This window comes from Pseudomonas sp. FW305-96 (assembly GCF_058783825.1).
In genome coordinates this window covers 25,756-38,438 of the sequence record NZ_JBYSYW010000001.1, presented here as the reverse complement: position 1 = coordinate 38,438, position 12,683 = coordinate 25,756, and the positions used below count along the sequence as shown (strand labels likewise).

The window sequence follows — 12,683 nt, the reverse complement described above, 5'->3', positions numbered from 1 at the left end:
AAAGTCTGGCACAGCGCTGTGCTCACTGTTTCCCCAGACCGCGTAGTCTGTTTCCCAAACCTGAAACGGGGCCGTGGAGCGGCCCCGCTGATCCGGTGTCGGTCTTCAGAAGCCGAAGTCGCTCAGGCCCGGGTGATCGTCCGGACGGCGCCCCAGTGGCCAGCGGAACTTGCGCTCGGCTTCGCTGATGGGTTGTTCGTTGATGCTGGCGTGGCGATTGCGCATCAGGCCGTCCTCGGCGAACTCCCAGTTCTCGTTGCCGTAGGCGCGGTACCACTGGCCGCTGTCGTCGCGGTACTCATAGGCGTAGCGCACGGCAATGCGGTTGTCGGTGAAGGCCCAGAGCTCCTTGATCAGGCGGTATTCAAGCTCGCGGTTCCACTTGCGGGTGAGGAAGGCCTGGGCCTCTTCGCGGCTGCTGCAGAACTCGGCGCGATTGCGCCAGTGGGTGTCGGTGGTGTAGGCCAGGGCCACCTTGGCGGCGTCGCGGCTGTTCCAGCCGTCTTCGGCAAGGCGGACTTTCTCGATGGCGGTTTCACGGGTGAACGGGGGCAGTGGTGGGCGGGACATCGTGGTCAATCCTCAAGGTCGGTGAGCTTGGTTTGCAGAACCGAGAGTAGTCCGGTCGGCTGGCGGGGAGAATCGGTGCCCTGGGCACTTCATAATTGCTCTTGGAGGAACAATCCTCGCCTGGCACGCCTGTCTATAGTTACCCCAGACATTCGCTGGAGCCCGCCATGACCCTGATCAGCCGCGAACCCTGGTGGCTCGTCCCGCCCAAGCCCGGGCAGACCGAGCAGGACCTGCACTGGGGCTACCTGGAAATCTACGCCGACGGCCGTACTGTATTCGTCGACCAGCGACCCAGTGAGCGGGAGCTGGCCGAACGCAAGAGTTGCCGTAACTTCCCCGACGCCGAAAAGCCCTGAGTCAGCCTTCGAGCTGGGCCAGGCGCGCCTCCAGCGCCGCCACCCGTGCTTCCAGCGCCTCGATGCGCTCGTCCGCCGCGCTGGCGCGCGTGCCGCCTTCCTGCTGGCGGGCAGCGAGGATCGCCTCGATCTCGGCCGGGTCGCCCAGGGCGTGGGTGTAGCGGTCTTCGCGCTGGCCGGCCTGGCGTGGCAGGTGCAAGGCCAGGCCCCGCGAGACCAGGCGCTCGAGCTGGTGCTGGACCTGATCGACATCCTCGAATTCATGCAGGCGGTTGCTGCGGGTCAGCAGTTCGCTGAGGGTCTGTGGGCCTCGCAGGAACATCAAGCCCATCAGCACAAGCTGCGCCGGCACCAGCTCCAGGCCCTTGTCCACCCGCTGTTCCCAACGGTCGGCGCGGCTGCCCATCTGCAGGCGGGCCATTTCCTGGTTCTCCAGGGCGCGCAGGGCCTGACCGACCTGGCCGGGGGAGAGGTTCATCACCGGTTCACGGCTGGTCTTCTGGTTGCAGGCCAGGACCAGGGCATTGAGGGTCAGGGGGTAGGTTTCCGGGCTGGTGGCCTGTTTCTCGATCAGTGAACCGAGCACGCGGATCTCGATGCTGTTGAAACGGCCTTCGCGGGTGGTTTCGTGTTCTGACATGGCCCTGTCTCATTGCGAGGAAAAGGCCACTAGCCTAGGTAAAGCGCCGGGCTTAAGCAATCACCGCTGGCGTCGCCGGCCAAGCCAGCTCCCCTGTGGCATGGGAGCTGGCACGGCTGGGGCTTCAGGTGCTGGGCCGCTCCATGGCCTGGCAGGCCGCGGCGGTGAACAGTACGTCGGTCGAGGAGTTCAGCGCGGTCTCGGCCGAATCCTGCAGCACGCCGATGATGAAGCCGACCGCCACCACCTGCATGGCGATCTCGCTGGGGATGCCGAACAGGCTGCAGGCCAGCGGGATCAGCAGCAGCGAGCCACCGGCCACGCCCGAGGCGCCGCAGGCGCAGACCGCGGCCACCACACTGAGCAGCACCGCGGTCGGCAGGTCGACCGGGATGCCCAGAGTGTGCACGGCGGCCAGGGTGAGCACGGTGATGGTGGTTGCCGCACCGGCCATGTTGATGGTCGCGCCCAGCGGGATCGACACCGAATAGGTGTCCTCGTGCAGGCCGAGTTTCTCCGACAGCGCCAGATTGACCGGGATGTTGGCCGCCGAGCTGCGGGTGAAGAATGCTGTAATGCCGCTCTCGCGCAGGCACAGCAGGGTCAGCGGGTAGGGATTGCGGCGGATCTTCCAGTAAACGATCAACGGGTTCATCACCAGTGCCACGAACAGCATGCAGCCCATCAGCACGGCCAGCAGGTGCAGGTAGCCGAGTAGTGCGTCCAGCCCCGACTGCGCCAGGGTGGCGCTGACCAGGCCGAAGATGCCCAGCGGGGCGAAGCGGATCACCACGCGCACGATCAGGGTCACGCCGTTGGACAGGTCCTCGACCACGGTGCGGGTGGTGTCACCGGCATGGCGCAGGGCCACGCCCAGGCCTATGGCCCAGGTCAGCACGCCGATGAAGTTGGCATTGAGCAGTGCGTTTATCGGGTTGTCGACGGCGCTGAGCAACAGGTTCTGCATTACCTCGGTGATGCCGCCGGGGGCGCTCAGCGTGGCCTCGCCGGTGCTCAGCACCAGGTTCGAGGGGAACAGCATGCTGGCCACCACGGCCACCACCGCGGCGGCGAAGGTGCCCAGCAGGTACAGCCAGAGGATCGGGCGGATGTGGGTTTCCTGGCCATGGCGGTGGTTGGCGATCGAGGCCATCACCAGGATGAACACCAGGATCGGCGCCACGGCCTTCAGGGCGCTGACGAAGACCTTGCCGAGGAACCCCAGGTCGCGGGCCACGGCGGGGGCGAGCAGGGCCAGGGCGATGCCGGCCACCAGGCCGATGCAGATCTGCGTCACCAGGCCGGTGCGGTTGATGAGGCGGAGGATGGGGGTCATGTGCAGCGCAATCCAGTTACGTGAAAGCGCGCGACTTTACCACAGACCGCGCTGGCTCCTGTAGGCGCGGGCCTACCAGTGAAACAACTCCCGCCGCGCGCCTTCGGTGATCGCCAGGATCCCCGGGTGCTTGACCTTGCGCTCCACCGATATGGCGTAGAACGACTCGTTCACCGCCTCGGTCTGGCCGATCAGGTGCACGCCGTACTGGCGGCAGACCTCCTCGGCGATCACGCTGGGGGCCACGAAGATGCCGCTGCCCGATTGGCCGAAGGCCTGCATCAGCGCGCTGTCGTCGAATTCGCCGACGATCCGCGGCTGTACCTGCTGCTCGGCCAGCCAGCGCAACAGGCGGCTGCGCAGCACGGTTTCCTGGCCTGGGATCAACAGCGGCGCGTCGTCCAGGCAGGCGGGGAAGGGGCGATCAAGGCGCTCGGCCAATGCCTGAGTGGCAAAAAAACTCAGGCCGCACTCACCGAGCTTCTGGCTGTAGCCCTTGATGCCCAGGTGGCTGGGCATGGGGCTGTCGGAAATCACCAGGTCCAGGCGCTGGATCGCCAGGTCCGCGAGCAGGCGTTCGAGCTTGTCCTCGCGGCAATTGATGCGCAATACCTCCTCCAGCTCCATGGTCGGTGCCAGCAGGCGATAGACGATGGACTTGGGCACCACATCGGCCACCCCCACGCGAAACAGGATCTGCTCCTGCGGCCCGGCGCGCAGCATGGCCTCCAGCTCGCCGCCGATCTGGAACATCTGCTCGGCGTAGACCAGGGCCTGGCGCCCGGTCTCGGTCAGCTCCAGCTGACGCCCGACGCGCTGGAACAGCTCCAGATTCCAGGTCTGCTCGAACAGGCTGATCTGGCCACTGATGGTCTGCGGCGTCAGGTTGAGCTGTTCGCTGGCGCGGGCGATGCTGCCGGTCTTGGCCACCGCCCAGAAATAGTGGAGCTGGCGATAATTGAGCATGCCTGCCTCGATTCGGAAAAATCGAAGTATACACCCTGAAAATACGAATTTTCCGGATGTTTCAGTCCCTCTAGAATGCCACCCCATCAGGCGCATGACGCGCCGCCCGGCATTCGACAAGCGAGGACCTCATGCTACAACTCAAATCCATTGGCACGCCGCTGGTGCTGGCACTGGCCCTGTTTGCCATGTCCGGCTGCGACCAGGCCGAGAAATCCGCCCAGCAGATGCTTGACCAGGCGGCTGAAACGGCCAAGCAGGCCATCGACAAGACCAATGACGCCGCCCAGCAGGCCTTGAGCGACGCCATCGGTGGCGATGGCGAGAAAGCCAAGGCCGAAGACGACAAGAAAGACACCCAGGACATCTGAGAGCAGGACTGACCAATGGAATATTTGCTGGAACTCGCCGCAAGCCCCACCGCCTGGGTAGCCCTCGCCACCCTGGTGGCCATGGAGGTCGTGCTGGGCATCGACAACCTGATCTTCATCTCCATCCTCACCAACAAGCTGCCCGAGGCCTATCGTTCCAAGGCGCGACGCATCGGTATCAGCATGGCCCTGGTCATGCGCCTGGCGCTGCTCAGCACCGTGGCCTGGATCGTCCAGCTGACCGAGCCTGTGGTCGAGGTGTTCGGCCACACGTTCTCGTGGAAGGACATGATCCTCATTGCCGGTGGCCTGTTCCTGCTGTGGAAGGCGACCAAAGAGATCCATGAAAGTGTCGACCCACATGGCGCCAAGGAAGAGTCCAAGGCCGGCCACGTCGTGACCATCGGCTTCACTGCGGCGATCTTCCAGATCCTGCTGCTGGACATCGTCTTCTCGATCGACAGCATCATCACCGCCGTGGGCATGACCGAGCACCTGCCAATCATGATCATCGCCGTGATCAGTGCCGTGATCGTGATGCTGGTGGCCGCCGACCCGCTGGCCAAGTTCATCAACGACAACCCGACCGTGGTGATGCTGGCCCTGGGCTTCCTGATCATGATCGGCATGACGCTGATCGCCGAAGGCTTCGGTGCCCATGTGCCGAAGGGCTACGTATACGCTGCCATGGCGTTCTCGACCGCGATCGAGATCCTCAACATCATGGCCCGCCGGGCGCGCTTGAAGCGTGAGGCTGCCGAGGGCTGATCTGGCGTGAACCATCGCGGGGCCAGCCCGCCGCCACAGGACATGGATCTTGTGGTGGTGGGCTGGCCCCGCGATGTGTTTCAGGAAAGCTTCAGCTCAATGGGCCCCGGCATGCCGACGCGCACGGCGCACAGGTTGTGGTTTGACCAGGGCCTGAGGGGGCAGGTGATGTGGGTGTGCATGCCGGCGCACGATGCGCAGTACGCCCCAGAGCATGGCGGCCGCGACGCTCAGCCACATGCCGACCAGCATTAGAATCGCCATTGTCAGGCTCATGCGTGCCTCCTTCTCTCTGGCAAGCCAGGCTCGCCATCCAGACACTGCTTTAGTCTAGCCTGTCGGCTGTGACGTTCCATTGACCGAAGGTCTAGTCCTTGGGCCGTTTCGTTCCAAGCCCGCATCGGGCTATACCCGCAGGCGCCGGCGTCCTATGATCGGCTTCTTGGCCGGGCGCTGCCTGCCTGGCCGCGGAACAAGCGAGTGTCCACGTTGCAAAAGCTCTCCAAGTTTCGGGCCCAGGGCCCACGTCGCCTGCTGGCCGCCTGCCTGGTGGCGGCGACCCTGTCCGGCTGCGCCGGCACGCCACCGGCCGCGCTCAAGGGCCTGCCGCAGCGGGTCGAGATCAGCAGCGTTCCCTTCTACGGCGGCAACGCCAACCACAGTGGCTCGATGGCCCTGGCCGCCGTGCTGTCGCAGCAGAACGCACCGATCACGCCGGGCCTGCTCGACAAGTCGTTGGGCCTGCCTGCCGCCGCCGATTCGCTGGAAACCGGCATCCCTCGGGTTGCCCGTGAATACGGCAGGGTCGTCTACCCGCTGGACAAACACCTGGATGCCTTGCTCGCCCAGGTGGCGGCCGGTTACCCGGTGCTGCTGCGTTATCAGGAAGGTTCGGCGTGGTGGAGCGAGCCGCGTTATGCCGTGCTGATCGGCTATGACCGCTACAAGCAGCGGGTATTGCTGCGCTCGGGCATGCACCGGCGCCAGTTGATGGCTTTCGACGATTTCGAGTCGGCGTGGGGCAAGGAGGGGCGTTGGGCGGTGCTGGTGCAATCGCCGCGACAGTTGCCGGCCCAGGTGGATCGCCAGCGCTGGCTGCAGGCAGCGGATGAACTGGCCCGTTCGGGGCAGGAGATCGCGGCGAAGCAGGCTGTCATCAGCCTCGGACGGTGAGGTTGAAATGATCGCGCAGGCTGTAGTACCAGGCACCGATGGCGCTGAACGGCACACGCAGCATCTGGCCACCCGGGAACGGGTAGTGCGGCAGGCCGGCGAACGCGTCGAAGCGCTCGGCCTGGCCGCGCAGGGCCTCGGCCAAGACCTTGCCGGCCAGGTGGGTATAGGTGACGCCGTGGCCCGAGCAACCCTGCGAGTAGTAGATGTTGTCGCCGATGCGGCCAACCTGCGGCAGGCGCGACAGGGTCAGCAGGAAGTTGCCGGTCCAGGCGTAGTCGATCTTGACGTCCTTGAGCTGCGGGAAGGCCTTGAGCATCTTCGGGCGGATGATCGCCTCGATATTTGCCGGGTCACGCGCACCGTACACCACGCCACCGCCGAAGATCAGGCGCTTGTCGCTGGTCAGGCGGTAGTAATCGAGCAGGTAGTTGCAGTCCTCGACGCAGTAGTCCTGCGGCAGCAGGGTGCGGGCCAGTTCTTCGCCCAGCGGCTCGGTGGTGATCACCTGTGTGCCGCAGGGCATCGACTTGGCAGCCAGCTCCGGTACCAGGTTGCCCAGGTAGGCGTTGCCGGCGACGATGATGAATTTGGCGCGCACCTTGCCCTGCGGGGTATGCACCACCGGGTTGGCGCCACGCTCGATGCGCACGGCCGGGGTTTGCTCATAGATGATGCCACCCAGCGACTCGACCGCGGCGGCTTCGCCCAGGGCCAGGTTCAGCGGGTGGATGTGGCCGCCGCTCATGTCGAGCATGCCGCCTATATAGCTGTCGCAGGCCACCACTTCGCGGATGCGCTTCTGGTCCATCAGCTCCAGTTGGTTGTGGCCGAAGCGTTCCCAAAGGCGTTTTTGCGATTCCAGGTGGCCCATCTGCTTGCTGGTCAGCGCGGCGAACACGCCGCCGTCCTTCAGGTCGCACTGGATGTTGTACTTGGCCACGCGCTCACGGATGATGCGCCCGCCCTCGAAGGCCATCTGACCGAGCAGTTGCGCCTGCTTGGGGCCGACGGTGCGCTCGATGACATCGATGTCGCGGCTATAGCTGTTGACGATCTGGCCACCGTTGCGGCCCGAGGCGCCGAAACCGACCTTGGCGGCCTCGACGATGCTCACCTTGAAGCCGTTCTCCAGCAGGAACAGCGCGCTGGACAGGCCGGTGTAGCCGGCACCGATGATGCATACATCGGTTTCCACCTCACCCTGCAGCGCCGGACGTGGCGGCACCGGGTTGGCCGAGGCGGCGTAGTAGGACTGGGGGTAGGGGGTGTTAGCCATGCTCGAGGGACCTCGTGTTTTATATTTTTAACGAATGTACCGATGCTATCAATAATAATAAACACCCGCTAGTCGTCCGGTGAAAATCCTTTACGCCTCCCTGAGTCTTGGCCTTTCTATAAATAGTTTAAGATTCAGTAGCTTAGCGTGAAAAAAACAGTTGACAGGGTATCTGGATCGGGTAGAATGCGCCCCACACGACAGGCACATAGCTCAGTTGGTTAGAGCACCACCTTGACATGGTGGGGGTCGTTGGTTCGAGTCCAATTGTGCCTACCAAATCAGAAAGGGGCGATCCGCAAGGATCGCCCTTTTTGTTTGCGCAATGAAAGATGCTGGCGGTGTTTTTCCTCGGTCGCCCTGGTACGGCCTTAGCGCTTGCTGCTGTGGCGTCGCACCAGCGCACCGTCATCGCACGTATGTGCCAACGGCAGCAGCCAGTCCAGCATCTGCTGGCGTTCATTGGCCTGCAAAGGACTGTCTGCCCCCTCGAACTGAGCGCCCAGGGCCCTTAGCGCATATTCGACCACTGTATTGTTGACGACTGTTTTTGATGTCTCGATGTGGTGGTGAATCGATGCCATCAGCGTGTCGTGATCCTCTGTCGGTTCGAGGCTCAGCGACCGGGCAAGATACCTGGGCAGCCCTCGCTTGTGGCCTGCCATCATGGCGACTGCGCGGTACAGGTTGACGACATCCTGCTTGTCGATGTGCCCTGCCGAGCGGCTTGCATAGTAGCGCTCGAGTCGGTTGATGGCGTGCGGCAGGTCCGTCTGCCAGCTGCCTTGTTCTACCAGTGCCTGTTCGTGCACATCCTTGATCGTCAGCAGATAATCCAGATAGCCTGCGAAGTTGCGAGCCTCCCTGGCGTAGCGCAATCGGCGCCAGCGTGAGCCGAATTCGCACGCCCAGGTCCAGCGCCTGACCTCGGGCAGCAGTTCCTGGTTGAGCCAGTCCAGGGTGTCCTGGCAGGGCCACCAGCCTCTGGCTGACGGTTCGCGCTCGCTGAGGTCGTGGGGCGTCCACAGCAGGTCCAGCCAATCGCTGGAAAACGCGTCGGTCGACGTGCGGGTGGTGATCAGTGCGTGGTATCCGCTGTCGTGACGGTCGGTTGCCTGTGGGTGGAAGGGCTTGAGCATGCTCGGGTGGGCGTCGAACATGTGCCAGGGGCTTGTGCCTGCGGCGTAATCGTGCGCCTCGCAGAAGCGGGCGATGTAGTTCCAGGCACGCTTGCGCAGCGAGCCGATTTTCACCCGGTGCGAGCCACCATGGGCGATAAACGGAAATCCGCTGGCGGACAGGCTGCGCTCCAGTGCCTGCAAGGTGTCGCGCATCACCACGGTGAGCTCGTCGGCGACATCGGCAAGTGCCTGCACCACGGGCTCTTCGAGTATCAGCCGGCTGCTGGGCAGGTCGATCAGGTAACGGTCCTTGTCGCCTGGCATCAGCCCGACGATGAACGGGCGCGACTGGCTGTCCAGTGGCGCGCCGCTGGCAAACAGAAAGCGCTCGAGCAGCCATTCGTGGCTGACGGTGATCGTCACGCCGCGCAGGTCGTGCTGGTGGAAGTCGAAGGCGGCGGTGGCGCGGGACGCGGTAAGGTCCGGCAGGAACACGCTCAGCGAAAACCAAGGCCCGCGGTAGTACCAGTGACGGCCGTGATGGCCGATGCGGGTGAAGGCATCGGGGCTGCAGCCGCTGTCGGGCGCATGCCTGGCGGCGGCCAGGTGGTCGCTCAGCCTGCCAGGGCGTTCTACGAATGCCCTGGCTTTGCGTGCCACGTAGGGGCGCGGGTCGAAGATGGATTTGGCAACCAGCTCGGTGAACCCCACGCGTTCCATCCACAGGTTGCCAAACGTCTCGATATGCGCGCCAGGGAAGAACTTCGACAGCACGTCGGGATGCTGCTGCAGTCTCTGCGTCAGGTCGTGGGCGGTCCACAGCTGCCCTTCGATACCTGCCGCTTTCAGGCGTTGTTTCTCGCCGATCCAGCGACTGGCCAGCGTGCCGATCTCGCGCTGCGCGAGGATCAGGGTGAACGAGCGCGTGAGTGAAGGCCAGGGGCCATTCAGGAAGGCATCGATGGCTCCCGTCAGCTCGGTGCCGGTGAAGTCCTTCCAGGCCTTGCATTCGAAGACGTTCAGCTGGTCGGGGCTCTCCTCGTCCTGGGCGAACAGGTCGATGCCGCCTTGCCGGGTGCCGCTTTTCCCGAGGCGGTGGCAGCCGCCAAGTGGTTGTTCCTTGCTCAGCAGCCACCAGCACAGCTGTTCGAAGGATTGTGCCGGCATCGCGAAATCAAGCACGAAAGTCGTGCGCGGGTAGATGCGCGTGTCGGGGGTGATGCTGGCTTCGGGTTGCAGGTGCGAGGGCCACTCCTGCGGCAGTTCGGGCATGCTTGCAGTGGTGGCTGTGGCGTTTGAAGGTTCCAACCTGAGTCCTTGTATCGCTGTCTGTCCATTGTGGTGCGGCAACATCTTCGGCCAGGTCGATTACCGAAGGCAACAGACAAAGCCTGCGACAGAAGTGCCATGAGGGGATGTTCCGGGCCATGCTAGAATCCGCCCCTTCGAATCTGGAGGTACAGGCGTGCGCAAACTGGCGGTGGTAATGGCGGTGTTGGCCCTGGCGGGCTGTAACAACGAGGTCGAAGGCGTGCACAAGCAGGTGGCCGAACACCTGAACAACCCCAAGACGGCCAAGTTCGCCAACGTGCGCTTCGACACCCAGGGTTCCATCTGTGGCCAGGTGCGCGGCAAGGATGACGCCGGTCAGTACGAGCCTTATCGCAGCTACGTGGCGATCAAGCACGACGGTCAGTACGAGATCCTCATCGACGAGACCGGCAACAACCTGCGTATCCGTGAAGTCTGCGGTGGCGCCGACCTGCAGCGCCGCGCCGAGGCGCTTGCCGACCAGCCGGCACCGGAAGGCTGGGACGTGGAGGTGATCCAGGGGCCGAACATGGGCGCCCTGACTGACATGACCGCACGCCTGATCGAAAAGGGCATCCCGTCCTGGGTCGAATACCGCGACGGCAAGCCGGTGGTGCTGATGGGGCCGTTCCCGGCCAAGGTCGAGGCCGATGCGCGCAAGGCCGAAGTGATGGCCAAGCTGGGCACCGATTCGATCGTCATCCAGCACGGCGTCCAGCGCTGACGTTCACCCGTACCTGCCAGGCTTGGACGCTGGGCAGGTATCAGATTGAACGCGGGCTTGCCTCGCGTTCGGTGCCGATGTCCTCGAACACGCTGATCAGATGCTCCGGCTGCCCGTCGGCGCGGCGCTCCAGCGAGGTACGTGCCCGCACCCAGAGGTAGTGCCCGTCCTTGTGGCGCACACGCTTCTGCACTTCGTATCGCTCGATCTCGCCGGCCAGCATACGCCGCAGCAGTGCCAGGTTGTCCGGCAGATCGTCGGGATGGGTGAGCTGCTGGAACGTCGTGCCGTACAGCTCGTCCTCACGGTAACCCAGCAATTCGCAGAGGCTGCCGTTGACCCGCTGCCAACTGCCATCCGGGTCGATGTAGGCCAGCGCGCCCCAGGCCAGTTCGAAGATGGTGCGAAAGCGCGCCTCGCTCTGGCGCAATTCCTCTTCGGCCACCTTGCGCTCGGTGTTGTCCATGCTGATGCCGACCATCTTTACCGGGCGCCCGGCACTGTCGCTCAGCACCGTGGCGCGCGAGGCGATCCAGCGTTGGTCGCCGTCGGGGCGGGTGATGCGAAAGTCGCACTCGCAACCGGTGCCGTCAGCCACGGCCTGGGCATACATGTCCTGCATGTGGCTGGCGTCCTCGGGATGGATGTGCTCCCAGAAGTCCTCATTGCGCCGTAGTGGCCAGCCATATACCGCCTCGACGTTGGGCGAGTAGGTCACTTCGTCGGTGACCAGGTTCCATTCCCAGGTGACGATGCGCGCACCTTCCTGGGCCAGCTTCATGCGCGTCTCGCTCTCCATTATCTCGGCGGTGTAGCGGCGGCGCACGTCGGTCATCGGCAGCTCGACCACCTCGGCCTGCTGCACGCTGTGCAGGGCCTCTTCGCCATAGCGCAGCCAGATCCAGTTGACCTTGAGCAGGTCGGCCAGCTTGCGCAGATTGGCGTAGTCGATCTCGCCGCCGCGGGTCCACTTGTGCACCGCCGTGCGCGAGATCCCCAAGGCCGTGCCCACCGCCTGCAGGGTCAGCTTGTGGTGTTCGAGCAGTTCCTTGAGGCGAAAGGCGAAGCTGTTTTCCATCATGGGTGCTGGATCCTTGGGCGTGGGCGAGGCAGCCAGTATACCTGAGCTGTCAACTTGAGGTTGACAGCTCGGTTGCCGCGCCCGGCGGCGCCGGTTAACGTGGCGCCTGACTTGTAAAGGACAGGGATGCACCGCATGAGCCGATCATTGGAACTCAACCGCGCCAGTTGGAATGAACGGGCGCCGCTGCACGCCGCTTCAAAGGACTACGAGGTCGGACGCTTTGTCGCCGAAGCCAGCCACCTGTCCGAAGTGGTGCGTTTCGACCTGCCACGCCTGGGCGATATCCATGGCCTGCGCACGGTGCACCTGCAATGCCATATCGGTACCGACACCTTGTCGCTGGCGCGCCTGGGTGCGGATATCTGTGGCCTGGACTTCTCCGCCGCCTCGCTGGCCCAGGCGCGTGACCTGGCCGAACGTTGCGGCGCTGGCATTGCCTATGTCGAGGCGGACGTCTACCAGGCGGCTCAGGTACTGCCGGCCGCTGGTTTCGATCTGGTCTACACCGGTATCGGCGCGTTGTGCTGGCTGCCGAGCATCGAGCGCTGGGCGCAGGCGGTGGCGGCATTGCTCAAGCCGGGCGGACGCCTGTTCCTGCGCGATGGCCACCCGATGCTGATGGCGGTCAACGAAGACCATGAGGACCGTTTGCAACTGGAGTATCCGTACTTCGAGTGCGAGGCACCGACCGTGTGGATCAGCGACCAGACCTACGTCGATACCGACCAGGCCCTGACGCAGACCGAAACCCATGAATGGAACCATGGCCTTGGCGAGGTGATCACCGCGCTGTTGCGCAATGGCCTGCGCATCACCGCCCTGGAGGAGCACCAGAGCATCCCCTGGGAGGCGTTGCCTGGGCAGATGGCGTTGGGCGATGACGGCGAGTGGCGCCTGGTCGAGGCACCCTGGCGGCTGCCGCTGAGCTATACGTTGCAGGCGATGAAGGTCTAGGCAGCGGGCTTGGGGGAGCTGACCCGC

Annotated in this window: 14 protein-coding genes and 1 tRNA gene; 7 read left to right on the top strand and 8 right to left on the bottom strand. The window is 64.2% G+C overall.

What is annotated here, in order from left to right; all coding sequences use genetic code 11:
- Nucleotides 1-105: 105 nt before the first annotated feature.
- Nucleotides 106-570, bottom strand: coding sequence for a nuclear transport factor 2 family protein (locus AC3WL2_RS00225; protein ID WP_046856235.1), 465 nt, complete (start codon nt 568-570; stop codon nt 106-108).
- Nucleotides 571-737: 167 nt separating this feature from the next.
- Between AC3WL2_RS00225 and AC3WL2_RS00220 the strand changes: the two genes are divergently transcribed.
- Nucleotides 738-929: a hypothetical protein gene (locus AC3WL2_RS00220; protein ID WP_023631521.1), complete on the top strand. Its 192-nt coding sequence runs from the start codon at nt 738-740 to the stop codon at nt 927-929.
- A 1-nt stretch (nt 930) separates the two neighbouring features.
- Here the strand turns inward: AC3WL2_RS00220 and AC3WL2_RS00215 are convergent, their stop codons facing one another.
- From AC3WL2_RS00215 to nhaR, 3 genes are all read right to left on the bottom strand, one after another.
- Nucleotides 931-1,569 carry a YceH family protein gene (locus tag AC3WL2_RS00215; RefSeq protein ID WP_102683336.1) on the bottom strand — a complete coding sequence of 213 codons (639 nt, stop codon included), beginning with the start codon at nt 1,567-1,569 and terminating at the stop codon, nt 931-933.
- A 124-nt stretch (nt 1,570-1,693) separates the two neighbouring features.
- Nucleotides 1,694-2,905, bottom strand: a complete 1,212-nt coding sequence (sstT, locus tag AC3WL2_RS00210) for a serine/threonine transporter SstT (RefSeq protein WP_102683335.1) — start codon at nt 2,903-2,905, stop codon at nt 1,694-1,696.
- Nucleotides 2,906-2,977: 72 nt separating this feature from the next.
- Nucleotides 2,978-3,871, bottom strand: a complete 894-nt coding sequence (gene nhaR / locus AC3WL2_RS00205) for a transcriptional activator NhaR (protein ID WP_102683334.1) — start codon at nt 3,869-3,871, stop codon at nt 2,978-2,980.
- 131 nt (nt 3,872-4,002) lie between these two features.
- Here nhaR and AC3WL2_RS00200 point away from each other — a divergent pair, with 131 nt between their 5' ends.
- Together AC3WL2_RS00200 and AC3WL2_RS00195 are read left to right on the top strand one after the other, a co-directional pair.
- The gene (locus AC3WL2_RS00200) at nt 4,003-4,242 is read left to right on the top strand and encodes a hypothetical protein (protein ID WP_102683333.1); all 240 of its coding nucleotides are present in this window, start codon (nt 4,003-4,005) and stop codon (nt 4,240-4,242) included.
- Nucleotides 4,243-4,257: 15 nt separating this feature from the next.
- Nucleotides 4,258-5,010, top strand: a complete 753-nt coding sequence (locus tag AC3WL2_RS00195) for a TerC family protein (RefSeq protein ID WP_102683332.1) — start codon at nt 4,258-4,260, stop codon at nt 5,008-5,010.
- A 96-nt stretch (nt 5,011-5,106) separates the two neighbouring features.
- Here the strand turns inward: AC3WL2_RS00195 and AC3WL2_RS00190 are convergent, their stop codons facing one another.
- Nucleotides 5,107-5,286 (bottom strand): hypothetical protein, encoded by a 180-nt coding sequence (locus AC3WL2_RS00190; protein WP_081941225.1) that lies wholly within the window; start codon nt 5,284-5,286, stop codon nt 5,107-5,109.
- 204 nt (nt 5,287-5,490) lie between these two features.
- On the opposite strand from AC3WL2_RS00190, the gene AC3WL2_RS00185 reads away from it, so the two are divergent.
- The gene (locus AC3WL2_RS00185; RefSeq protein ID WP_173862439.1) at nt 5,491-6,183 is read left to right on the top strand and encodes a peptidase C39 family protein; all 693 of its coding nucleotides are present in this window, start codon (nt 5,491-5,493) and stop codon (nt 6,181-6,183) included.
- On the opposite strand, the gene AC3WL2_RS00180 is transcribed toward AC3WL2_RS00185, so the two are convergent.
- The gene (locus AC3WL2_RS00180) at nt 6,167-7,462 is read right to left on the bottom strand and encodes an NAD(P)/FAD-dependent oxidoreductase (protein WP_102683330.1); all 1,296 of its coding nucleotides are present in this window, start codon (nt 7,460-7,462) and stop codon (nt 6,167-6,169) included. The genes AC3WL2_RS00185 and AC3WL2_RS00180 overlap by 17 nt on opposite strands.
- A gap of 202 nt (nt 7,463-7,664) precedes the next feature.
- Between AC3WL2_RS00180 and AC3WL2_RS00175 the strand changes: the two genes are divergently transcribed.
- Nucleotides 7,665-7,741, top strand: a tRNA-Val gene (locus tag AC3WL2_RS00175).
- Between the two features lie 92 nt (nt 7,742-7,833).
- On the opposite strand, the gene AC3WL2_RS00170 is transcribed toward AC3WL2_RS00175, so the two are convergent.
- Nucleotides 7,834-9,855, bottom strand: a complete 2,022-nt coding sequence (locus AC3WL2_RS00170) for a hypothetical protein (RefSeq protein ID WP_102683329.1) — start codon at nt 9,853-9,855, stop codon at nt 7,834-7,836.
- Nucleotides 9,856-10,048: 193 nt separating this feature from the next.
- On the opposite strand from AC3WL2_RS00170, the gene AC3WL2_RS00165 reads away from it, so the two are divergent.
- A complete protein-coding gene (locus AC3WL2_RS00165) occupies nt 10,049-10,618 on the top strand; it encodes an SPOR domain-containing protein (RefSeq protein ID WP_102683328.1) in 570 nt (189 codons plus the stop codon).
- Between the two features lie 40 nt (nt 10,619-10,658).
- On the opposite strand, the gene AC3WL2_RS00160 is transcribed toward AC3WL2_RS00165, so the two are convergent.
- On the bottom strand, nt 10,659-11,699 hold the full coding sequence (locus AC3WL2_RS00160) for a helix-turn-helix domain-containing protein (protein WP_102683327.1): 1,041 nt from the start codon (nt 11,697-11,699) through the stop codon (nt 10,659-10,661).
- A gap of 135 nt (nt 11,700-11,834) precedes the next feature.
- Here AC3WL2_RS00160 and AC3WL2_RS00155 point away from each other — a divergent pair, with 135 nt between their 5' ends.
- Nucleotides 11,835-12,656: a class I SAM-dependent methyltransferase gene (locus AC3WL2_RS00155; protein ID WP_102683365.1), complete on the top strand. Its 822-nt coding sequence runs from the start codon at nt 11,835-11,837 to the stop codon at nt 12,654-12,656.
- The last annotated feature ends 27 nt before the right edge of the window (nt 12,657-12,683 follow it).